The 22013-nt window shown below is 43.8% G+C and carries 16 protein-coding genes and 7 pseudogenes; 19 read left to right on the top strand and 4 right to left on the bottom strand.

Annotation, left to right across the window (positions count from 1 at the left end; genetic code table 11):
- Positions 1–692: 692 nt before the first annotated feature.
- From B9T16_RS09490 to B9T16_RS09435, 12 genes and pseudogenes are all read left to right on the top strand, one after another.
- Positions 693–1325 carry a COP23 domain-containing protein gene (locus B9T16_RS09490; RefSeq protein ID WP_006620323.1) on the top strand — a complete coding sequence of 211 codons (633 nt, stop codon included), beginning with the start codon at positions 693–695 and terminating at the stop codon, positions 1323–1325.
- Positions 1326–1368: 43 nt separating this feature from the next.
- Positions 1369–2283, top strand: coding sequence for a serine protease (locus tag B9T16_RS09485; RefSeq protein ID WP_006620322.1), 915 nt, complete (start codon positions 1369–1371; stop codon positions 2281–2283).
- 47 nt (positions 2284–2330) lie between these two features.
- A complete protein-coding gene (locus B9T16_RS09480; RefSeq protein WP_006620321.1) occupies positions 2331–2783 on the top strand; it encodes an S-layer homology domain-containing protein in 453 nt (150 codons plus the stop codon).
- A gap of 192 nt (positions 2784–2975) precedes the next feature.
- Positions 2976–3102 (top strand): annotated as a pseudogene (locus tag B9T16_RS09475) (S-layer homology domain-containing protein); the annotation flags it as partial.
- Between the two features lie 102 nt (positions 3103–3204).
- Positions 3205–4590 (top strand): serine protease, encoded by a 1386-nt coding sequence (locus B9T16_RS09470; protein ID WP_014274298.1) that lies wholly within the window; start codon positions 3205–3207, stop codon positions 4588–4590.
- A gap of 364 nt (positions 4591–4954) precedes the next feature.
- Positions 4955–6994 (top strand): N-6 DNA methylase, encoded by a 2040-nt coding sequence (locus tag B9T16_RS09465; RefSeq protein ID WP_410244626.1) that lies wholly within the window; start codon positions 4955–4957, stop codon positions 6992–6994.
- Positions 6991–8091 (top strand): restriction endonuclease subunit S, encoded by a 1101-nt coding sequence (locus tag B9T16_RS09460; RefSeq protein ID WP_410244625.1) that lies wholly within the window; start codon positions 6991–6993, stop codon positions 8089–8091. The genes B9T16_RS09465 and B9T16_RS09460 overlap by 4 nt, the downstream gene beginning before the upstream one ends.
- Before the next feature lie 93 nt (positions 8092–8184).
- Positions 8185–9429: an AAA family ATPase gene (locus B9T16_RS09455; protein WP_410244624.1), complete on the top strand. Its 1245-nt coding sequence runs from the start codon at positions 8185–8187 to the stop codon at positions 9427–9429.
- Positions 9404–9733, top strand: a complete 330-nt coding sequence (locus tag B9T16_RS09450) for a hypothetical protein (RefSeq protein ID WP_410244623.1) — start codon at positions 9404–9406, stop codon at positions 9731–9733. Before B9T16_RS09455 ends, B9T16_RS09450 begins: the two co-directional genes overlap by 26 nt.
- A 117-nt stretch (positions 9734–9850) precedes the next feature.
- On the top strand, positions 9851–10120 hold the full coding sequence (locus B9T16_RS09445; RefSeq protein WP_410244622.1) for a hypothetical protein: 270 nt from the start codon (positions 9851–9853) through the stop codon (positions 10118–10120).
- The gene (locus tag B9T16_RS09440; protein WP_410244621.1) at positions 10117–10302 is read left to right on the top strand and encodes a hypothetical protein; all 186 of its coding nucleotides are present in this window, start codon (positions 10117–10119) and stop codon (positions 10300–10302) included. Before B9T16_RS09445 ends, B9T16_RS09440 begins: the two co-directional genes overlap by 4 nt.
- A 42-nt stretch (positions 10303–10344) precedes the next feature.
- Positions 10345–13143: a type I restriction endonuclease subunit R gene (locus tag B9T16_RS09435; RefSeq protein ID WP_410244620.1), complete on the top strand. Its 2799-nt coding sequence runs from the start codon at positions 10345–10347 to the stop codon at positions 13141–13143.
- 74 nt (positions 13144–13217) lie between these two features.
- Here B9T16_RS09435 and trpD read toward each other — a convergent pair whose 3' ends face one another.
- Complete coding sequence (trpD, locus tag B9T16_RS09430; RefSeq protein ID WP_006620313.1) at positions 13218–14291, bottom strand: anthranilate phosphoribosyltransferase; 1074 nt, start codon at positions 14289–14291, stop codon at positions 13218–13220.
- A gap of 1326 nt (positions 14292–15617) precedes the next feature.
- Positions 15618–15879 (bottom strand): annotated as a pseudogene (locus tag B9T16_RS09425) (transposase); the annotation flags it as partial.
- Positions 15880–15921: 42 nt separating this feature from the next.
- Between B9T16_RS09425 and B9T16_RS09420 the strand changes: the two are divergent.
- From B9T16_RS09420 to B9T16_RS09410, 3 pseudogenes are all read left to right on the top strand, one after another.
- A pseudogene (locus B9T16_RS09420) lies at positions 15922–16361 on the top strand (IS1 family transposase); the annotation flags it as partial.
- An 867-nt stretch (positions 16362–17228) separates the two neighbouring features.
- A pseudogene (locus B9T16_RS09415) lies at positions 17229–17465 on the top strand (IS1 family transposase); the annotation flags it as partial.
- Positions 17466–17485: 20 nt separating this feature from the next.
- Positions 17486–17956, top strand: a pseudogene (locus B9T16_RS09410) (hypothetical protein); the annotation flags it as partial.
- A gap of 790 nt (positions 17957–18746) precedes the next feature.
- Here B9T16_RS09410 and B9T16_RS09405 read toward each other — a convergent pair.
- On the bottom strand, positions 18747–19016 hold the full coding sequence (locus B9T16_RS09405) for a hypothetical protein (protein ID WP_410244619.1): 270 nt from the start codon (positions 19014–19016) through the stop codon (positions 18747–18749).
- Between the two features lie 314 nt (positions 19017–19330).
- Positions 19331–19574 (bottom strand): annotated as a pseudogene (locus tag B9T16_RS09400) (transposase); the annotation flags it as partial.
- Here B9T16_RS09400 and B9T16_RS09395 point away from each other — a divergent pair.
- The 4 genes and pseudogenes from B9T16_RS09395 to B9T16_RS09380 form a co-directional block, all read left to right on the top strand.
- A pseudogene (locus B9T16_RS09395) lies at positions 19566–19854 on the top strand (transposase); the annotation flags it as partial. The pseudogenes B9T16_RS09400 and B9T16_RS09395 sit on opposite strands and share 9 nt — an antisense overlap.
- A 753-nt stretch (positions 19855–20607) precedes the next feature.
- On the top strand, positions 20608–20832 hold the full coding sequence (locus tag B9T16_RS09390; protein WP_014275016.1) for a reverse transcriptase N-terminal domain-containing protein: 225 nt from the start codon (positions 20608–20610) through the stop codon (positions 20830–20832).
- Positions 20833–20853: 21 nt separating this feature from the next.
- Complete coding sequence (locus B9T16_RS09385) at positions 20854–21075, top strand: hypothetical protein (protein WP_014275017.1); 222 nt, start codon at positions 20854–20856, stop codon at positions 21073–21075.
- On the top strand, positions 21035–22013 hold a 979-nt coding region (locus B9T16_RS09380; protein ID WP_410244618.1), incomplete at its 3' end, for a reverse transcriptase domain-containing protein. The genes B9T16_RS09385 and B9T16_RS09380, both read left to right, overlap by 41 nt.

The following is a 22013-nucleotide window of genomic DNA, read 5'->3' as shown; positions in this document are numbered from 1 at the left end:
GGCTGCGGGGAGTAGTTGGGAGTGGGTGAATTTGAGCGATCGCACCATTTCAACCTAGTTAAACACATCCCCTATTGCTTTTCAGATTATCTGTGGGGTGATTATCTGTAGGCTGGGGTTGGGTTTCCCAAGCTACAATTTATGATTTTTTAGTATGTCGATGTGAGCGATTACATCAGATGATTATAAACTTACAACCCTTTCAGTCATCATGCAATATGATTTCCCTCGTCCCTATCCCGGGGGGAATAAGGGTTTATGGTGCGGGTAATGTTTTAAGTAAGTGATTTCCCTGCTGTAAAGACATTTTTATAAGGATGATCAACTGGGGGGGGAACCTCCACAACCCAGTTGAAGACATTAACACAAATTGTGATTAAATATATTTCTGTTTATACAAGCTGATTCAACGATTCTTAATGAATGTGATAATCTTATCAAGAACCATGAAGGTTTGTAACATTTTATAAATTTACTGATCAGTACTATTGTATTCAAGCTATGTCATGCTAGGATATGAGGTGTAGTCAGGTATAGAGATTTGGAACTCTATCCAAATCCAATTATGTATTCAGGCGAACTTTTTTGCATGGTGTGATTTTTATAGACTATTGCATTCTACCTAAAAATTAATTCCCGACTCTGAAGGAAAACCCATCGGATTGGGAAGTTGCGTTGTGGAGTAAACCATAATGTCTAAAGCCAAAATATTGCTAAACTTATCAATGGCTGGTGTAACCGTCTCAGCAGCCGTGGCTCTCACCAGTCAACCGGCTGTTGCCAATACCACCTTTCGATGTATTCCAGCCGGAAACGGTTATGCCACCATTGCTGTAGCTAGTACCGGACACCAAAGTGAACCTCTGATCACCTGGAATAGTCAAGCCTTTATAGCAGGTGGCTATACACCCCAAAATCGCTGTGAGATAGTCAGTCAACGTTTAACCAGGGCTGTGGCTCAGAGTGGAGGGCTTCTGAGTAATCTGTTGTTAACGACTGGAAGCGTTAATGGCTATGATGTCGTCTGCTGGACAAACAATAGCAGTTCCGTTTGCAACCCGAATAACCTTTTAGTAACTATTTCTCCTGGTCGCAGTGCGGGTGAGTTTCTGGGTAACTTTCTCAAGATGGGGGCTAATCCTATGAGCGAAGGAACACCGGGTCAAGAAAGCGTGCGTCGAACCACTGTCAGATTCGGCGAACTGGTTCAGCGGGAGTTAGACGAAGCCAGAAGGCGAGGCGGGGGTCATAGTAACCCGGTAACCACTCCCGATCCTGTGCGTCCTCCTGTTCGTCCTCCCAACGATCCGCCCGTAGTTTTTTAGTCAATTTATCAACTCCAAATCCCCTTAATTTTTTAAGATTGTGATGCCTAAATCTAACCTTCAATCTCGGCAATTTTGGGTCGGGTTCTTGCTCGCAGCAGGACTGGTCTTAGCAAACACTTCCGGGTTGAGAGCCTTTGACCAACAGATAGCTGAGTCTATGGTTCAAAATCCTTTACCCCCCGCATCACCATCTGTAGAAAGTTCTGTCCTCCAGGTAGCCAAACAGGTGACGGTCAGAATTTTGAAAAATCAGGGAGCTGGGTCTGGGGTAATCATTGACCGCCAAGGGGGAACCTATACAGTTCTCACCTGCGACCATGTTGTTGTTAGCGGGAGTCAAGATCAGACCTATCAAATCTTGACTCCCGATGGTAAAACCCATTGGGGGCGACGTCGGCCAATGTCGGGTTTGCAGGGCTTAGATTTGGCTGTGGTGGAGTTTACAAGCTCAAACCCTTATCAAGTTGCGGTTTTGGGGAATTCTGAAGATATTTCGATTGGAAAACCAATTTATGTGGCAGGATTCCCCAACTATCAACCCCGAGATGATGGTGGTCTGCATATTACCCATGATTGGGGACTAAGAGCTTTTCGATTCACAACTGGAAATCTATCCATGCGGTTATCGGGTCTGACCTTGCAACGTGGCTATCAGCTTGCCTATACTAATGCCACCATTCAAGGCATGAGTGGTGGGCCGGTCTTGAATGCTGACGGTGAACTGATTGGGATTCACGGACGTGGCAGGGTCACGATTCATGGAATTGAGACATTTCGTTTCACCGATGGAACTTTGCCCTCACTCGAACTCTATGAGTATATGTCGCCCTTGAGCTGGGCTGTGCCAATTTCTGCCTTTCAGAGACCCTTGGAACCTAGGCCGACTGGTCGCCCCTTTTCCACCGATCCGACTCAGCCCTCTTTACCGGCGACACCCATGCGTCAGAATCAATGACCAGAGAAAATTTAAGTTTCTGTTAGCCATTCATCATCCCAGGAATTATGGTTAAAAACAACTGGAATATTAGGTTAGGACTTTTAGCGGTTCTGACCAGTTTGTTGGTAATTATTCTCGCCACAATAGCCCCAATCTCAGCTCTACAGTCTGAGGTCGAGCCGGACACTCAATTTCATACAACTGATCAAATTTATGTTACATCGGTGAGTCAATTATCGGATGTTCAGCCCACGGATTCGGCATTTATGGCGGTTCAATCTTTAGCGGATCGAGGAATGCCGATCGCTTATCCTGATTTGACATTTCGTGGTAATCGAGCAGTCAGACGAGGTGAAGTAGCTCAATGGTTTGAAGGCTTTATCAGAAGGATATTAGAAACATCAGAGCTAGATAGTACACAGTCCGATTTAGCCACACCAGAGGATTTAGACCGACTTGCACAATCTGTTAGAGCTCTCCAAGAGTCTATACGAGAATTACAGCAGGGAAGTCCTTAACCGAATCTTGCTCCCATGTGAGCTGATCCAGATTTTTTGCTGTTCTTATTTGGCTTGTCTATTATGCTGCGATCGCAATTATCCAAGTTTAAACTAGCTGTCTTTGGTGCAATTTTTGTAGTTGTACTAGCGGTATTTGGGCTGCTAATTGTACCATCAAACCCCCCAGCCAAGGCTCAAAATTTGCCTGTTGATGTTCAACCTACGGATTTCTACTTTCAATCCTTACAATCTCTAATTGAGCGTTATGATTGCTTTAGCACCTTCCCGGATGGAACCTTTAGAGGCAATAGAGCCTTAACTCGCTTTGAACTAGCAGTCTATCTGAGTTCCTGCATGAATTCATTGGAGCAAAATCTAACAACCAGCGGAACGCATGGGATAACTAAATCCCAAGTGGCTGCTTTGCAAAATAGGATTGATGCCTTACAACAACAAGTCAATCAACGGCGAAGCTCTACCCCAGTTAATTAGCCAGACGTTTTTTAATATTTGCTGGGGATCCACTGATTTAAACATTACGGAAAACATCATGTTTAAACTGAATCTAAAAAATTGGCCAACCATGGTAATAGCTGCGATCGCCAGCCTCTGTATTTTTCTTGCTATCAGTACCATTCGCAGCGATGCCAGTACCCCTTCCCCTATCTTGGAAAACCAGAGAGAACCGATAATCCTAGCAGCTAATTATTCCGAAAATGACATTAACTCCATTGCTAGGGCGGTCACAGTTTTTGTGGGTGGGCAAATCGAAAATCGTCAAAAATTGGAACAAAGTGGTGTACAGTTCAGGGAAGCTGGTTCCGGCGTAATTGTAGCCCGCAGAAATGCAACTTACTATGTTTTGACCAATCAACATGTTGTGCCACATCGTAATAAGTATGCTATTCGGACTCACGATGGCGATTTGCATCAAGTTGAAAATGAGCTGCCCCCCTATCTTGATTTGGGTCAAAAGGATACCACAAAGGATACAGTAACCCGCTTTGGGGAATATAATCCTCAGAAAAAAACGGTGGATGGTTATGATTTAGCTTTAATCAGTTTTCAAAGCAATAACAATTATCCCGTTGCAGTGGTTGGAGATGCCAACACAACTAAAGTTGGAACACCTGTGTTTGTTTCAGGTTGGCCTTTACCAAGCAACCCATCCCAAGATCGAACCCGTGTTTTGAGAGCTGGAGAACTTCAACAAATTATTGACCCTGCTGATCCGAATGGCAATTATAATTTATGTTACACGGCTGAGACAGCCACGGGTATGAGTGGTGGTCCTGTCTTCAATGATCGCGGAGAAGTGATCGGCGTGCATGGCTCAGGCCAGGAGCATGAGCGCCCTCAATGTGTTGATATAAGTTTGGGAATTAAAATCAATGATTTTATCGATGTACAGGAACGGGAAGCACAATATAGCTTAAAAAATGACCTGCGTTTTCCTCCCGCCAACCCCTCAGAATTTGCCAGTGCGGTTACTTATCCAAATGCTGATACTTTGAGAGGAGTAGACTATCAACAATTCTTTGAGATTAGCCCTAATGACCCAGCTTATAAAGCTATTCAATTCATCAGTCAATATGGTTGCATGGGAGCCTTTCATGACGGCACCTTTAGACCCCGTCGTGTGGCTACTCGTGGTGAATTTATCGTGGATATCAATCGCTGTATGAATGGCTTAAAAGAAGTAGCTTCTAAAAGTCTGCCTGAAGGAGGTATATCTCTAGAAAATTTTGATTTTATTCAGCAATCTGTTGAGGAACTTCAACGGGAGGTTGAATCGCTTTCTAATAATAATAATTTGCTGTGGTAGATACAGCCGGGAAGTCACTTAAAACATTACCCTCACCCTAAATCAGAATCTCAGGGGGGGGGAGAGGGACGCGATCATAAACTGTTACTAGCTGAATTTGAGCGATCGCACCATTTAAAGCTACTATTAAACCTAGTTCAGGATATCCCCTATTGCTTTTCAGATTATGTGATCTGCCATCATCATATCTAAAAACTCAAGGCGATCGCTCTCAGTCTGGCGGACTCAATGGGGGGCCCGCTGCCCGAGTGAATCGCCCTCTGGGTTTTATAAAATTTTCTTTATAAAATTTTCAGATTTAGAGTTGTAATTTTATTCACAGATTAGAGATTGAGTTATTCACATGATCACAGAGGAGAGCGTAATGCTCCATACCCAAAATACAACCGTAGATCATCAGCAACTTTCTAACTTCATTTGGCAAATTGCCGATCTGTTGCGGGGGCCCTATCGACCGCCACAATATGAGCGGGTCATGTTACCGATGACGGTTTTGCGTCGTTTTGACTGCATACTTGCACCCACCAAACAGGATGTTTTAGATAAATATCAGCAATGTAAGGATCGATTCAAAGATGATGCCCTTGAGTCCATGCTCAATAAAGCAGCAGGGCAAGGCTTTCATAATCGTTCTGAATTTACCTTTGAAAAGCTGAAGGGCGATCCCAATAACATTGATAAACATTTGGTGACCTATATCAATAGTTTTTCAAAAAATATCCGGGAGGTTTTTGAACGCTTCGAGTTCACTGCCGAGATTGAAAAGATGAATGAGGCGAATATTCTTTATTTAGTCGTCTCCAAGTTTTGTGATGTTAATTTACACCCTAATCAAGTGGATAACATTGCAATGGGGTCGATTTTTGAAGATTTAATCCGCCGTTTCAATGAACTCGCCAATGAAACCGCAGGAGATCACTTTACGCCCCGAGAAGTCATCCGGTTAATGGTTGATATTTTATTCGCCCCCGATGATGATATTTTGACTAAACCTGTTATTCGTACATTGCTCGACCCGGCTTGTGGTACCGGGGGGATGTTATCGGAAGCCCAAAACTATCTACGAGAAAATAACAAAGAAGCACAACTCTGGGTTTTTGGTCAGGATTTTAATCCCCGGGCCTATGCGATCGCCGCTTCTGATTTATTGATAAAAGGCAACGAACAAAGTGCGATTCAGTTTGGAGACTCCCTAACTGACGATCAATACTCCGGCGAAACCTTTGATTATTTTTTGGCAAATCCTCCTTTTGGTGTGGATTGGAAGAAACAGCAAAAGGACGTAAAACGAGAACATGAAAAATTTGGTTTTGCCGGACGGTTTGGGGCGGGTTTGCCCCGGGTTAATGACGGTTCCCTGTTGTTTTTACAGCATCAGATTAGCAAGTTTGAACCCTATCAACCCGATAGCGATAAAAAGGGTTCTCGTCTGGCGATCGTCTTTAATGGTTCTCCTTTATTTACAGGGGGTGCGGGAAGCGGTGAAAGTGAAATCCGCAAGTGGATTATTGAAAACGATTGGTTAGAGGCGATCGTCGCCTTACCAGAACAGATGTTTTATAACACGGGTATTGGAACTTATATTTGGATTGTCACCAACCGAAAGCAGAAACACCGTCAAGGCCAAATTCAACTGATCGATGCACGTCACCGCTGGCAACCGATGCGACGGAGTTTAGGGGATAAACGCCGTTATATGGGTGAGGAAGATATCGCCATTGTGGTGCAGGAATATGGAAATTTTGTAGAGACGGAAACCAGCAAAATTTTTAAGAATGAGGATTTCGGTTATAACCGCGTTCCCATTGAGCGACCCCTGCGTTTACTGTATCAGATGGATACAGACCGAAAACTTCGTTTTCTTGATGGTGTTCCCCATTTATTAGAGGATGTTAAGGCGATAGACAAACAATTAGGGCGCGAACCTCGTCCGGATTGGAATGAGTTCGATCGGTTAATGAACGATTTATTAAAACAGCGGAGTAGTCGTTGGAAAAAGGCGGAACAAAAGCTATTTCGAGATGTTTTTACGGAACGAGAACCGGAGGCAGAACCCGTTATTTTAAAACAACGGAAGGCTAAGGATGAACCTTATGCTCGTGTTTGGGGTTGGTTCCCAGTGGCTGGTAAAAAAATTGAACTGATGTATGAGCCAGACTCAAAGCTGCGGGATTTTGAAAATGTTAATTTACAAGATGAAGTGACCCGTTATTTTCTGGAGGAAGTTGAACCCCATGTTTCCGATGCTTGGGCAGATGGCGCTAAAATTAGAAGTGCTTTTGAAATTAATTTTCATCGCTATTTTTACAAGTACACGCCACCTCGTCCATTGGCGGAAATTGATTCAGACATTAAACAGATGGAAGAGGAGATTATTAAGTTGTTGAGGGAGGTAACAGCATGACTTGGCTACAAGCAAAGCTCAAATATGTGGCCCATTTTGCTTATGGTGATGCCCTTCCTAAAGATCAAGAACGAGAGGGGGATTTCAAAGTTTTCGGTTCTAATGGAGCGTATGATAACTATGGGCGAGCAAATACTCAGGCTCCTGTAATTATAGTAGGGCGGAAAGGCTCCTATGGCAAAGTAAATTGGTCAGATCATCCGTGTTTTGCTTCTGACACAACTTTCTTTATTGATGCAACAACTACACATCATCATTTAAGATGGTTATTTTATCTATTGCAAACACTCAATTTAGATCAAGGTACAGATGAAGCAGCAGTCCCGGGACTTAGTAGAGATGATGCTTATGCAAAAAAAGTTTTTATTCCTCCACTTGGTGAACAAAAAGCGATCGCACATTATCTCGATATAGAAACGGCTAAAATCGACCAACTAATTAAAGCCAAAAAACGATTATTGGCATTATTAGACGAAAAACGTCGTGCCCTCATCACCCATGCTGTCACTCGTGGCTTAAATCCTGATGTTCCGATGCGTGATTCTGGTGTTGAGTGGATAGGGGAAATTCCTAAACATTGGGAAATTTTACCCTTGCGGCGTATTCTTCAAACAATGGATTATGGTATTTCCGAGTCTGTTGGAAGTGAAGGTAATATAGCTGTATTGCGTATGGGTGATGTTGATGAGGGAGAAATTAGTTATGATAATGTAGGCTTTGTTGATGATGTAGATCATGATTTGATTTTAAAAGCAAATGATTTGCTGTTTAATCGCACTAATAGTTTAGATAAAATTGGTAAAGTAGCCATTTTTAGAAACAACTTCTTATTTCCGGTTTCCTTTGCTTCTTATCTTGTCAGAATGCGTTGTAATGATTCAGTAATTCCAGAATACTTAAATTATTTATTAAACTCTTTGCCGGTCTTGACATGGGCTAAAAGTAATGCTCTGCCAGCTATTGGGCAAGTCAACTTAAACCCTAATCGTTATAGTTATATCAAGATTCCTATCCCGCCAATTGAAGAACAGTTGAACATCACAGAATATATTCAGACAAACACAAAAAAAATAAAAAAATTATGTCTTTCATCATAAGAAACTATAAAATTGCTACAAGAACGCCGAACTTCATTAATTACAGCAGCAGTCACCGGACAAATTAAAATTACTTAAAATCAAGGAGTACCCATGCAAATTAACCAACTTAAACTGAGTAACTTTAGAGGCTTTGAACAGGCAGAATTTGAATTTCAGCCAGGAATGAACCTGATTGTGGGGATTAATGGAGTCGGCAAATCCAGTGTCTTGGATGCCTTGCGGATTGCCTTTTCAAGAATCCTGCCTAAATTAACAGCTTGTCAAGAGAGAAAGATTAATTTTAATACCGATGATATTATGATTGGAAAAGATAAATTAATGATTGAAATGAATGTGGATATATCAGGAATACCTTTTCGATGTAAATTTAGCCGGGGAAAAAGCCATGAACAGGAACTCAAACCTAACGGTGACCAAATTTTAGAACCTCTAAAAAAGGCGCAAAATCAACCCCTGATTGTATATTGTGCAACCCGGCGCTCAATAGTTACAGAACAAGACTTAAATCCTAATCGTAGTTCAGGTAATCAATCTGCGGCTTTTGTTGACGCACTCATTCCTAGAATGCTACGTCTTCGGGAATTTATAGATTGGTGGTTAGTCCAAGAGGAAAATTTAGACGAAAAACCTCAATTAAACCGTCATATTAATGCTTTAAATGATGCCGTCACCCACTTTTTAGATTGGTGTAATAATGTTCGTGCTGTTCCAGCCTCGGACACCTACAAAAAACCTACCTTGCTACTTGACAAAAATGGGGTAACACTAAATATTAATCAGCTTTCAGATGGCGAACGGGGTATCATAGCATTGATACTTGACCTAGTACAACGGCTTTTACAGGCAAATCCCGATCTCGACAATCCTTTACAGGATGGAAAAGCGATCGTGCTCATTGATGAATTGGACTTACACTTACATCCACTCTGGCAACGCCTGGTTGTCCACAAACTGACAGAAATCTTTCCAAACTGCCAATTTATTGCCACCACTCATTCTCCGCAAATGATTGGAGAAGTTAAACCGAATGCTTTAACTTTATTGAAAAAAGAAGATAATAAAGTTGTCATCACAAAAGGTATTCAAGCCTTTGGTTTGGATTCCAGTTGGATTCTTAAACATATAATGGGAACTGAACCTCGTAATCCAGGGGTTCAAAAACAAATTAATTTTATCGAAGATTCCCTAGAAGAAGGTGATCTGCAAGTAGCAAGACAACAAATAGCCACTTTAAAAAGTATGATTTTTGGAAGCGATGATGAAGTGATCCGCCTGGAAGCTAGTATTAATAATCTGGAGGATTTAGCCGATGAAGTGGATTCAGAAGAAGAATGAACCCGATAAGTTGAAAGAATGGCGTTCTCGTTATTCCAATGACATTAATGTAGGTTACGATTTGATGCGTCAAGACCATGACCTTGTTAAAAAGCTGACCATCTCTTTACTAGAAGAACAAGGCTGGTTATGTGCATATACAGGGTTGAGCATTGACGAAAATAAATGTCATATCGAACACCTGAAACCTCAAACTCATTGTACTCCGAATGAAACTGTTTTATATAGCAATATTGTAGCTTGCTATCCTCAACCCAATACCAATTTTAAACTGCCTTACGGCGCTCACAAAAAAGATGATTAGCCGATTCCTGAACAACAACATTTGTTTGTTTCTCCTTTAGAACCAACCTGTGAATCTCGCTTTGTATTTAACTTACGAGGAGAGATTAAAAGTAGGGATGGAGACGAAGCAGCAGCCATGACAATTGAGAAACTTGGTCTCAATCATAGGGAACTGAAAGATAAGCGCAAAGCAGCAATTCAAGGAATACTGGGGAAAACAAATAATCTTCCCCTTAAAGATGCCAGAAAACGGCTCAGAACTTTAAAAACTCAACAGTCACAACAACTAGATGAATTTTGCTTTGTATTGGTTCAAGCCTTAGAAAAACATATTTCCCGAATAGAAGCGATCGCAAAATCTAAGGGCAAAAATAAATCCGAAAAATCAAAAGAAAAAAGTAAATGAACATAGAAAGCCATACCGAAAAAGCCTTTGAGCAAGTGATAGAAGACTCTCTTCTAAAACAGGGCTATGTTAAACCCCTAACCCCATTTGAAAAAAATCTAGCCATTTTCCCAGATATTGCCCTTAATTTTATCCGTCAAACCCAACCCAAAGCATGGGCAAAATTAGAAGCCTTACACTGAGAAAACACGGGTAATCAAATCATTACCGACCTGTGTAAATGGATGGATACCTACGGGTCACTCCACACCCTGCGTCACGGTTTCAAATGTTATGGTCGCACCCTGCGGATTGCCTATTTCAAAGCTGCCCACAGCCTCAATTCTGACTTGGAAACCTGCTACAAAGCCAATCAACTTGGGATTACCCGTCAACTTCAATATAGCGATCGCCATCGAAATGAACTCGATATTACTCTAAGTCTCAATGGGGTCCCCATTGTCACAATGGAACTAAAAAACCCTCTAACCGGACAAACCGTAGAACAGGGGAAACAACAATATCGTCAAGATCGCGATCCTCACGAAATTATTTTTGAGTTTAAACGGCGAACTTTAGTTCATTTTACCGTTGATACCGAAGAAGTTTGGATGACCACCAGACTCGCCGGAAAAGCCACCCATTTTTTACCGTTTAATCAAGGAGACAATAACGGTGCCGGAAACCCTCGCGACCCCCAAGGACGAACCTATCGCACCGCCTATTTTTGGGAACACATTTTACAACCGGATAGTTTATTAGACCTTCTGGCTCAGTTCCTTCATGTACAAATCGAACAAAAATATGACGATCGCGGGCGAAAATATCAGAAAGAAACCATGATTTTTCCTCGTTTCCATCAATTGCAAACCGTCCGAAAATTGATTGCAGCCACCCAAGAGGAGGGAGTCGGATCTAATTACTTAATAGAACATTCGGCAGGAAGTGGCAAAAGTAATACAATAGCTTGGTTAACCCATCGTTTGGTTTCTCTGCATAACACAGAAAACCAGCGAATTTTTGAAACTGTCATTGTGATTAGCGATCGGCGTATTCTTGACCGACAACTACAAGATACCATTTATCAATTTGAACATCGACAAGGCGTTATTCAAAAAATAGATAAAGATTCTAAGCAGTTGGCGGAAGCCCTAGAAAGTGCTGTTCCTATTATTATTACAACCCTGCAAAAATTTCCTTTTGTAACCCGACAGTTGCTTAAACTTGCAGAGGAACGAAACGAACAGGGAAGCGGAAGACTAACCACTCGTCGCTGTGCGGTGATTATTGATGAAGCCCACAGTTCACAATCTGGAGATACGGCGACAGAATTGAAGGGGGTGCTAGGGGGTGAAACATTACATCAGAAAGCCCGTGAAATGGCACAAGAGGAAGGATTAGAACATTTAGAACAGATGTTCCTCAGCATGGCAAAACGCTCCCGACAAGACAACCTCAGCTTTTTTGCATTTACCGCTACACCCAAGCACAAAACATTGAAATTTTTTGGGCGTGAAGGTGAACCTTTCCATCGTTACACCATGCGTCAAGCTATTGAAGAAGGCTTTATCATGGATGTCTTAAAAAACTACACCATCTATACCGCTTACTTTAAACTGCTCAAAGACTCGGGTGATGACCCCCATGTTCAACGGAAGCAAGCTGCTAAATCTCTAACTCATTTTATGCGCTTACATCCTCATAATATTGCCCAAAAGACTCAAATTATGGTAGAACATTTTAATAATTTTACGCGGCATAAAATTGGGGGTAAAGCAAAAGCAATGGTGGTCACAGGTTCTCGCCTGGAAGCCGTTCGTTACAAACAGAGCTTTGATAAGTACATTAAAGAAAAAGGCTATGACATCAAGAGTTTAGTTGCCTTCTCCGGAATTGTCAATGATGACAAAATACCGGAAAAAACTTACACCGAAGAAGAAATGAATCAGGGAATTCGGGAAAAGGAATTAGCCGAAAAATTTGCGGGTGATGATTATCAAGTGTTATTAGTTGCGGAAAAATATCAAACGGGTTTCGATCAACCTTTACTGCATACCATGTATGTGGACAAACGGTTGGCGGGTATTAAAGCAGTACAAACCCTCTCTCGGCTGAATCGCACCCACCCTCATAAAGAAGATACTTTTATCCTCGATTTTGTCAATAAACGTCAAGAAATTCAAGAGGCTTTTCAACAGTTTTATGAAGGTGCAGAGTTGGGACAGGAAGCAGAACCCGGACAGCTTTACCACCTTAAAAGTCAACTCGACGCTTCTGGAATATATTTAAGTGAAGAAGTTAACAGATTTTGCACTATTTATTTTAAGCCAAAACAGCGTCAGACTCCTAGCGATCATCAAGGGATGAATGCTGCTCTAGATCCGGCTGTAGATCGATTTCGGGCGTTATACGAGCAGGATGTTGAAGCGGCAGAACTCTGGCGACGAAAATTAACAGCTTTTCGCAATTTATATAGTTTTTTAAGCCAGATTATTCCTTATCAGGATTCGGATTTGGAGCAAGTTTATATTTTTCTCCGCCATTTGGCTACTAAATTATTGCGTCCCTCAAATCAAGACCAATATGATTTTGATAGTGAGATTAAACTTGAATATTATCGTCTTCAGAAAATCAGTGAAGGCTCAATTCACCTAAAAAAAGGAGAAACGATTCCTCAAGATGGCTCCCCAGCAATTGGTACGGCAATTTTGCGGGAAAATTCTGTTAAGCTGTCACAGTTAATTGATGTTTTGAATAACCGCTTTGGTACTGATTTTAATCAAGCTGACCAACTATTCTTCGACCAAATTGTTGAAGCGGCTGTCAACACGGAAGCACTGCAACAAGCAGCCCAAGTCAATTCGGTGAATAAATTTGGTTTACTGTTTGAGAAAATTGTGGAGTCTCTTTTTGTCGAGCGTGTAGATCAAAATGAAAATATTTTCGCTCGTTATATGAATGACAATGCTTTTCAAAATGTCGTTTCGGAATGGTTACTGTCGGAGGTCTATAAACGCCTGTCGGATCCTCATAATTCTCGGTGATAACCTGCCCAAAGCGATCGCACCATTTCAACCTACCATTTAGGAGCGATCGCCAAAGGAAAATCAATCCATAACTAAGACTTCAGGAACTCGATTAACTCCTGTAATTTTGACCACGCCGCCCCACTTTGGAGAATATCCAGCGCCAGGCTATAGCCTTGGTGATGTTCCTGGAGTGGAACTACCCCAGCCACCTGTAAAGCTAGGGAACTATTGAGCGCCACAGCATCTTGTTGGGGGGTCGTTCCTTTCCCTTGTAGCACCTGGGTTAAAATTTCCATATTTTCCGATAGTTCTCCCCCCTTCAGGGCGCTAATAGGGGCGGCATTGATGCCTAAATCTTCTGGGTTCAGGAGCGATCGCATTACCTTACCCTCAGATAGAATAGCTAAATCCGTACCATCAGCCAAACCCGCCTCGTCCAAACCCTCCCGCCCGTGGAGAACAATAGCTCTTTCGATGTTAAGATGTCCTAGGGCGTTTGCGATCGCATCCAAAACACTCGGATCAAACACCCCAATAACTTGTCCTACCGGACGCAGGGGATTCACCAAAGGCCCCAAAAGATTAAATACCGTCCGCACCTTCAGAGTTCGACGTAAGGGCGCTACCGCCTTCATAGCCGGATGCCAACCCGGTGCGAATAGGAAAGTAATCCCCACCTGTTCAACCGCCGCCCTAACCTTTTCTAGGGGCGCTCCTAAATTGACCCCTAACCCCTCTAATACGTCCGCAGAGCCCACCTTACTCGAAGCCGAGCGATTCCCATGTTTAGCCACCGGAACCCCGGCGGCGGCGCACACAAACGCCACAGCAGTGGAAATATTAAAAGTCGATGCCCCATCTCCCCCGGTTCCACAGGTATCGATTAGGGAAAATTGGGATTTTAAACCATCTGCGCTGGGGGTGGGTAGATTTCCTGATTGGGACTGCGATTGTAATACTTTCGCCATTCCCGCCAACTCTTCCCCAGATACTCCTTTGGTTTGTAACCCCACTAAAATCGCCCCGGATAACACAGGGGGGATAGACTCACTCAGCCATCCTTCCATTAAAATTGAGGCTTGGTCGGTGGACAGGGACTGATGATCTAGGAGTTGTTGGAGAAGTTGCGGCCAGATATCAGCATCAGGGGCAAAATGAGTCATGGTAAAGGCTATTAATTCGGATTATCTAGGTTGGGCAATTAGGGGTCGAGAATGGAGTCACCTCCATCCCCTCCCATTCAGAACCGTACTTGAGACTTTCACCTCATACGGCTCCTAGTTTGACCGTCTCCTTGTTAAGAGTACAGCATCATCTCTTCATCAAGAGCTGTTTTATTACATCGYGGCACTGTCACGATGATAAAACAGCTCTTGATGAAGAGATGATGCTGTACTCTTAACAAGGAGGCAGTCAAACTAGGAGCCGTGTGCTGGGAAACTCGCAAGCACGGTTTTGAATGGGAGGGGTAGACCGTGAGGTCTATCTCGACCCCTAATTGCGAGATGTTTAGGAGACCAAATAAGGCTGAGATGCCTGAAATAACCTCCTAGTGGGATTTCAACCCCTTGGTTGAATAAAAGAGGGCTGAAACTCTTTGAATATCCCATAACTATTTATGCGTCCCAACGTTTGGAGATGAGAATCCAAACTAGGCAGGGAACTCAGGGTCAATATACGGACTGTTTGAGGGAGTTATGACCCCAATATAGCAGAAAGTTGAGAGTAACGGCGGTAGCCACCCCCAATTTAACGATTCACACCCTTAGGTTGAAGCGGGGAACGGAAGGCGTAATGGAAAAACCTATTTCCTACTCGACCACTGCCAACTATCTATGATTAGGAAAACCGAATGTCTGGCTTGAACCATCGTAATACACTAGCAGCGAAATAGGTTGACACGCTGCGTCCAAAAGGACAATGGGAAAAAGAAGAGGTTTTAACAATCCATCTTCAAGATGTAGGATAATTTTGTGCTATACCTACACAGACCTTTAAAGTACCCCGGTGGAAAGGACGAATCTAAGGATAGAATGCCCACATAAATGGAACGTCGTAACCCCTCTTAGGCTCTCAGATGGCAGGATTTACCTGCGGAGTAGTGATAAGTGTAAGCGCAAGGTGCGAGACGTTCGGGTATGAAATAGGGCTGAAATGCCAGAAATCACTAGCCGGTGAGGATTCCAGCCCCGAGTTTGGATATAAGGAAACCTCTCCTGACCATCCTCATAACTGTTTATATGTCCCGACGCTTAGGGAACTAAGCAAGGCAGGGAACCCAAGGTCCTAAGCGAACYGAGAAATCACAGAGCAGAGGGTAACGGCGATAGCCACCCCCAGTTTTGGGAATCATAACCCCCCCAGGATTGAAGCGGGGAACGGAAGGCGTGTGGAGGAGCCTACCTCCTACTCGACCACTGCCAACCATCTATGATTAAGGAAACTGAATGTCCGACTGAACCATGGTAATATAGCACTAGTCAATACGGTTAGGACGCAGTCTTGAGAACAGAATCCATGGCATCATCGAGAGAATCAAACTGCTCACGTGCAATGGCGAATGCGGGCTTTCAACCACGACCAACATTTCTCTATCTTGTTGAGGTCTGGCGAATAAGGCCGAAGATAGAGTAAACGGCATTGAGCTGCCTCCACCAGTTCAGCCTGCCGCCCCCCTTTATGAAACGTTGCATTGTCCAATACTAGAGTCTGACCTGGCTTCAATGTTGGAATTAAGATAAACTCCAACCACGGTGTTGCATAATAGAAAATGATATTCTCAAATAAATCAAGATGGATTGTCCTTATTGCCAAAGCCATAAAGTAGTCAAAAATGGTCATCGTCAGGGAAAACAGAGTTACCTGTGCCGTGAATGTGGTCGCCAATTTCGAGAAAATCCCTGTCCTGGAGGTTACAGTTCTGATGTCAAAGAGCTTGGTGTGAAAATGTCCCTCAATGGCATGGGATTTCGAGCCATTGAGAGAGTCACTGGTATTTCTCACAACACAATACTTAACTGGGTTAGAGTTGCAGAAACCCAGATGTGATGAGGAAAACTATGAAATTCCTGAAATAGCTCAAATTGATGAGCTTCAGACTTTTGTGGGTTCAAAAAAAAACCATCTGGGTCTGGACAGTTGTGAATACCAAACTGCCTGGAATTCTGAAGTTTGTCATAGGCGACCGCTCATTGCTGACTTTTACCACATTATGGCAAATGATTCGGGGCTGGGGGTAGGGGTCGAGAGGGAAGTCGCCTTCCCCCACTCCCATTCAAAACCGTGCTTGATACTTTCGCATCACACGGCTCCTGATGTAGATACCCCTTGGCAACGGGAACAGGGTTACCAACCCCTGCTTTTGTACTTCAACTTTTGGAGCTAAATACAACATCGTAGTGTTTAAACTCGCTTTCGCCGTTAAACTCCTGTTGATTGCAGTAACTATATCTACACCGTGACTAGTGGGCATATCCTAACCATTACAATTAGGCATTGGCTTTCAGTCACATCCCTTCCCCTTAAAGGCATACGATTACACTTTCACTACTCAACAAGATAGATGTACCTGCCGAGAGCCTAAAAGGGGTTTAAACGTACCGTTTATATGGGCATTCCATCTTTAGACTTGTCCTTTCCACCGGGGTACCTTTAAAGGTCTGTGTAGGTGATAACAAGATTACCCTACTTTTCCCCTTGCCCTTTTGGACGCAGCGTATCAACCTATTTCGCTGCTTCTAGATTACGATGGTTCAAGCCGGAACATTCAGATTTCCTTAGTCATGGATGGTTGGCAGTGGTCGGATTGTTGGGATTAGGTTTCCCTCATGCCTTCCGTTCCCCGCTTCAATCTGACGGGTTGTGAATCCTGAAACTGGGGGTGGCTATCGCCGTTACTCTCAACGCCCTGATTTCTCAGTTTGTTTATGACCTTGAGTCCCCTGCCTTGCTTAGATTTCTCCAAGCGTCGGGACATATAAACAGTTATGGGATGGTCAGGAATGTGAATCCCTTATATTCCACCAAGGGGTGAAAGTCCCATTAGGAAGTTATTTCAGGCATTGCAGCCTTATTTGATTCCTAAACGTCTCGCACCTTTTTTTCTATATATTACGGACGGATACAAAGTTTATCCTTGCTTAATTGAGGATTGCAATCATCTAGTCAGCAAAACGGCTATGACAAGAGTAGAAGGAGAAAACTGCCGTCTGAGGCACTATTTAGCCAGGCTACATCGCAAAACTTTGTGTTATTCCAAGTCCACTGAGATGTTGTACAAATCAATTCGCTTACTTATCTATTATTTGAAGCATGGACAACTTCCTCCGTTCTCTTAATCATTCCTCACTGTGCAATACCAGACCGTTTTGATTTTCACGGGTGGATACGCAATCAAACGGGTTCGCTGGAACTGATTGAGCAGGCGGAAAACTGGACGAGTCCCCGGTTAGGGATTCGCTTTGAACTCATTGAGGAGCAGTTCACCATCTATCGTCCTGATGGTCAGCGATTTCTCACCCCCACAGAGTTAGCCAAACTCGCCGAACAGCAGCGTCAGGAAGCTGAACAGCAGCGCTTGGAGGCCCAACAGCAGCGCTTGGAGGCCCAACAGCAACGCCAGGAAGCCGAACAACAGCGTCAGGAAGCCCAACAGCAGCGCTTGGAGGCCGAACAACAGCGTCAGGAAGCTGAACAACAGCGTCAGCGGGCGGAGTTAGCGGAAACGCGGCTGCGGGAATTGGAGGCTCGCTTACAGCAACTGGAAGGCGATCGCTCTTTGTTGCTTGGGTTTCACCCAACATTTGTAGGTTGGGTGAAACGAGGGTGAAACCCAATATAACGGAGAGATGGTGGTGTTGGGTTCCGTTACCTCCACCCAACCTACTTAAATAAGCGATCGCTCTTGGTAGGTTGGGTGAAACTCCGTGAAACCCAACATAACCGAGAGATGGTGTTGTTGGGTTCCGTTACCTCCACCCAACCTACTTAAATAAGTGATCGCTCTTTGTTGCTTGGGTTTCACCCAACATTTGTAGGTTGGGTGAAACGAGGGTGAAACCCAATATAACGGAGAGATGGTGGTGTTGGGTTCCGTACCTCCACCCAACCTACTTAAATAAGCGATCGCTCTTGGTAGGTTGGGTGAAACGAGCGTGAAACCCAACATAACCGAGAGATGGTGTTGTTGGGTTCCGTTACCTCCACCCAACCTACTTAAATAAGCGATCGCTCTTTGTAGGTTGGGTGAAACKCNCGTGAAACCCAACATAACCGAGAGATGGTGTTGTTGGGTTCCGTTACCTCCACCCAACCTACTTAAATAAGCGATCGCTCTTGGTAGTTTGGGTGAAACGAGCGTGAAACCCAACATAACCGAGAGATGGTGTTGTTGGGTTCCGTTACCTCCACCCAACCTACTTAAATAAGCGATCGCTCTTGGTAGGTTGGGTGAAACGAGCGTGAAACCCAACATAACCGAGAGATGGTGTTGTTGGGTTCCGTTACCTCCACCCAACCTACTTAAATAAGCGATCGCTCTTTGTAGGTTGGGTGAAACNTSCGTGAAACCCAACATAACCGAGAGATGGTGTTGTTGGGTTCCGTTACCTCCACCCAACCTACTTAAATAAGCGATCGCTCTTTGTTGCTTGGGTTTCACCCAACATTTGTAGGTTGGGTGAAACGAGCGTGAAACCCAACATAACCGAGAGATGGTGTTGTTGGGTTCCGTTACCTCCACCCAACCTACTTAAATAAGCGATCGCTCTTGGTAGTTTGGGTGAAACGAGCGTGAAACCCAACATAACCGAGAGATGGTGTTGTTGGGTTCCGTTACCTCCACCCAACCTACTTAAATAAGCGATCGCTCTTTGTGGCTCGGGTTTCACCCAACATTTGTAGGTGGGCTGAAACGAGGGTGAAACCCAATATAACGGAGAGATGGTGTTGTTGGGTTCCGTTACCTCCACCCAACCTACTTAAATAAGCGATCGCTCTTGGTAGTTTGGGTGAAACGAGCGTGAAACCCAACATAACCGAGAGATGGTGTTGTTGGGTTCCGTTACCTCCACCCAACCTACTTAAATAAGCGATCGCTCTTGGTAGTTTGGGTGAAACTCCGTGAAACCCAACATAACCGAGAGATGGTGTTGTTGGGTTCCGTTACCTCCACCCAACCTACTTATAGCACTAGTCAATACGGTTAGGACGCAGCCTTGAGAACATAATCCATGGCATCATCGAGAGAATCAAACTGCTCACGTGCAATGGCGAATGCGGGCTTTCAACCACGACCAACATTTCTCTATCTTGTTGAGGTCTGGCGAATAAGGCCGAAGATAGAGTAAACGGCATTGAGCTGCCTCCACCAGTTCAGCCTGCCGCCTCCCTTTATGAAACGTTGCATTGTCCAGTACTAGAGTYTGACCTGGCTTCAATGTTGKAATCGGACAGTGTTTGAGTTGTGGTTGGAGTTCATCTTAATTCCAACATTGAAGCCAGGTCAGACTCTAGTATTTGACAATGCAACGTTTCATAAAGGGGGGCGGMAGGCTGAACTGGTGGAGGCAGCTCAATGCCGTTTACTCTATCTTCGGCCTTATTCGCCAGACCTCAACAAGATAGAGAAATGTTGGTCGTGGTTGAAAGCCCGCATTCGCCATTGCACGTGAGCAGTTTGATTCTCTCGATGATGCCATGGATTCTGTTCTCAAGGCTGCGTCCTAACCGTATTGACTAGTGCTATATATATGGCGATAGGTGCGAGACGTTCAGGCATGAAATAAGGTTGAAATACCTGAAATAACCGCCTGGTGGGGACTTCAACCCCTTGGTTGAATATAAGGAGCGCACTCCTGACCATCCTCATAACTGTTTATATGTCCCAACGATTAGTATCCCACGATACAAATCAAGGCAGGGAACCCAAGGTCAAAACAAACTAACCCATACAAATTCCTTATAGAAATTATAGGAATAGATAAGTAGAAGTTAGAGATTCAGGGTAACGGCGATAGCCACCCCCAGTTTTGGGAATCACAACCCCAGGATTGAAGCGGGGAACGGAAGGCTCCAAGGTAGAACCTAATACCAGAATCGAGACCACTGCCAACCATCCATGATTAGGGAAACCGAATGTCCGGCTTGAACCACCGTAATAGATAAGTAGCGAAATAGGTTGATACGCTGCGCTCAAAAGAGTAAAGGGAAAAGTAGGGTTCTCTATGCAACACCTACACAGACCTTTAAAAGTACCTCGGTGGAGAGGACAAATCTAAAGATGGAATGCCCGTATAAACGGAACGTTTTAAGTCCTCCTAGACTCTGATTATCTGGTCGAGAAAGTCAGTAGGGATAAGTGTAACCACAAGTCTTAGAGGATGTGAGATGTGACCAAAAGCCAACGCCCTGCTGTAATGGTAGGGATATGCTAACAGGTCACGGTTTGATTGTAAGGAATGGAGTCTAGTAGGTGTACAAATGGCGATAGCGAGTTTAAAGAGAGGATTTGGCAAACCCAGACCAATCAAGACTACGACCAACGCATGGAAGGCAATCCCATGGACTAAGGTTCAACGGAAAGTATTCAAGCTCCAAAAGAGTATATTCCAAGCAGCTAAATCGGGACAGGATGCAAAGGTTAGAAGGTTGCAACGTCTACTGGTGAAATCATATTACGCCCGGCTCTTAGCAGTGCGGCTGTAGGGGCGGGTTCCACGGTCAGCCATGCTTCCCAACAGTCAGCTTAATAAACCCGCCCCCCAAGCGGGTCAAGGCAAGAAGACAGCCGGTGTTGATGGAGCAAGAGTAATCTCTCCAAGACAAAGGTTTGAACTGGTCAAGAACATTAAGGGAAACCTCAAAGCAAAACCACTGCGAAGGGTGTGGATTCCAAAACCTGGTAGGGATGAAAAAAGCTGGAATAGGAATACCCACAATCCAAGATAGAGCTAGGCAAGCCTTGGTTAAGTCGGCTCTCGAACCTGAATGGGAATCGAGATTTGAAAGCACAAGCTACGGGTTCCGTCCCGGACGGTYTGCCCACGACGCAATATCCAGAATATACCAAAGTATAAACAAAGGAGGATACTACATACTGGATGCGGACATAGCAAAATGTTTTGACCGAATAAACCATGATTACCTACTGTCCAAAATTCATTGCTCAAGCAGCCTAAAAAGAGACCTGAAACAATGGCTCAAAGCAGGCGTGCTAGATAACGGTGTATTTGAGGATACAGAAGCAGGGACACCACAGGGAGGGGTAATAAGTCCAATACTCGCCAACATCGCACTGTTGGGGATGGTTAGGTTAATAGAAAAAATGTATCCCAAGAATACCAACTACAAACCTTTTGCCACGATAATACGGTACGCCGATGATTTTGTAGTCATATCCAAAGACCTAGGAATCATTGAACAGTGCAAAATTGCTATCACCGAATGGTTAAACCCTGTAGGATTAGAGATTAAACCCGAAAAGACTCGAATTTATCACACACTCAAACCTATTGAGTATAATGGCAAAACAGAAGAACCTGGGTTTGATTTTCTAGGATTCAATATCAGGCAATACCCAGTAGGAAAATACAAGTCTGGAAAAACAGGGGGATATAAGAGTCGATTAATCGGACATAAAACCCACATAAAACCCAGCCAAAAAGCCGTTGTTGCCCACACAGAAGTGATAAAAGGTGTAATCAAACAATATAAAACCGCACCTCAGTCAGCCCTGATTAGTAAACTAAACCCGATTATTCGGGGATGGTCAAACTATTATTCAGCGGTAGTCTCAGCAGAGACCTTCACTAAACTAGACAATATAATCTGGCAAATGTTACGGGCATGGACAGTATCAAGATGCGGAGAGGCAAGCCATGATAAGC

This window comes from Arthrospira sp. PCC 8006, assembly GCF_046480465.1.
GTDB classification, from domain to species: Bacteria; Cyanobacteriota; Cyanobacteriia; order Cyanobacteriales; family Microcoleaceae; genus Limnospira; species Limnospira platensis.
Note: the sequence above shows the minus strand (reverse complement) of the source record. Positions and strands in the feature narration are given on the sequence as shown.

Excerpts from the sequence above, each read along its gene's own strand:
- B9T16_RS09490 (WP_006620323.1), top strand. The coding sequence starts at position 693 with ATGTCTAAAGCCAAAATATTGCTAAACTTATCAATGGCTGGTGTAACC.
- B9T16_RS09485 (WP_006620322.1), top strand. The coding sequence starts at position 1,369 with ATGCCTAAATCTAACCTTCAATCTCGGCAATTTTGGGTCGGGTTCTTG.
- B9T16_RS09480 (WP_006620321.1), top strand. The coding sequence starts at position 2,331 with ATGGTTAAAAACAACTGGAATATTAGGTTAGGACTTTTAGCGGTTCTG.
- B9T16_RS09470 (WP_014274298.1), top strand. The coding sequence starts at position 3,205 with ATGCCTTACAACAACAAGTCAATCAACGGCGAAGCTCTACCCCAGTTA.
- B9T16_RS09465 (WP_410244626.1), top strand. The coding sequence starts at position 4,955 with ATGCTCCATACCCAAAATACAACCGTAGATCATCAGCAACTTTCTAAC.
- B9T16_RS09460 (WP_410244625.1), top strand. The coding sequence starts at position 6,991 with ATGACTTGGCTACAAGCAAAGCTCAAATATGTGGCCCATTTTGCTTAT.
- B9T16_RS09455 (WP_410244624.1), top strand. The coding sequence starts at position 8,185 with ATGCAAATTAACCAACTTAAACTGAGTAACTTTAGAGGCTTTGAACAG.
- B9T16_RS09450 (WP_410244623.1), top strand. The coding sequence starts at position 9,404 with ATGAAGTGGATTCAGAAGAAGAATGAACCCGATAAGTTGAAAGAATGG.
- B9T16_RS09445 (WP_410244622.1), top strand. The coding sequence starts at position 9,851 with ATGACAATTGAGAAACTTGGTCTCAATCATAGGGAACTGAAAGATAAG.
- B9T16_RS09440 (WP_410244621.1), top strand. The coding sequence starts at position 10,117 with ATGAACATAGAAAGCCATACCGAAAAAGCCTTTGAGCAAGTGATAGAA.
- B9T16_RS09435 (WP_410244620.1), top strand. The coding sequence starts at position 10,345 with ATGGATACCTACGGGTCACTCCACACCCTGCGTCACGGTTTCAAATGT.
- trpD (WP_006620313.1), bottom strand. The coding sequence starts at position 14,291 with ATGACTCATTTTGCCCCTGATGCTGATATCTGGCCGCAACTTCTCCAA.
- B9T16_RS09390 (WP_014275016.1), top strand. The coding sequence starts at position 20,608 with ATGGCGATAGCGAGTTTAAAGAGAGGATTTGGCAAACCCAGACCAATC.
- B9T16_RS09385 (WP_014275017.1), top strand. The coding sequence starts at position 20,854 with ATGCTTCCCAACAGTCAGCTTAATAAACCCGCCCCCCAAGCGGGTCAA.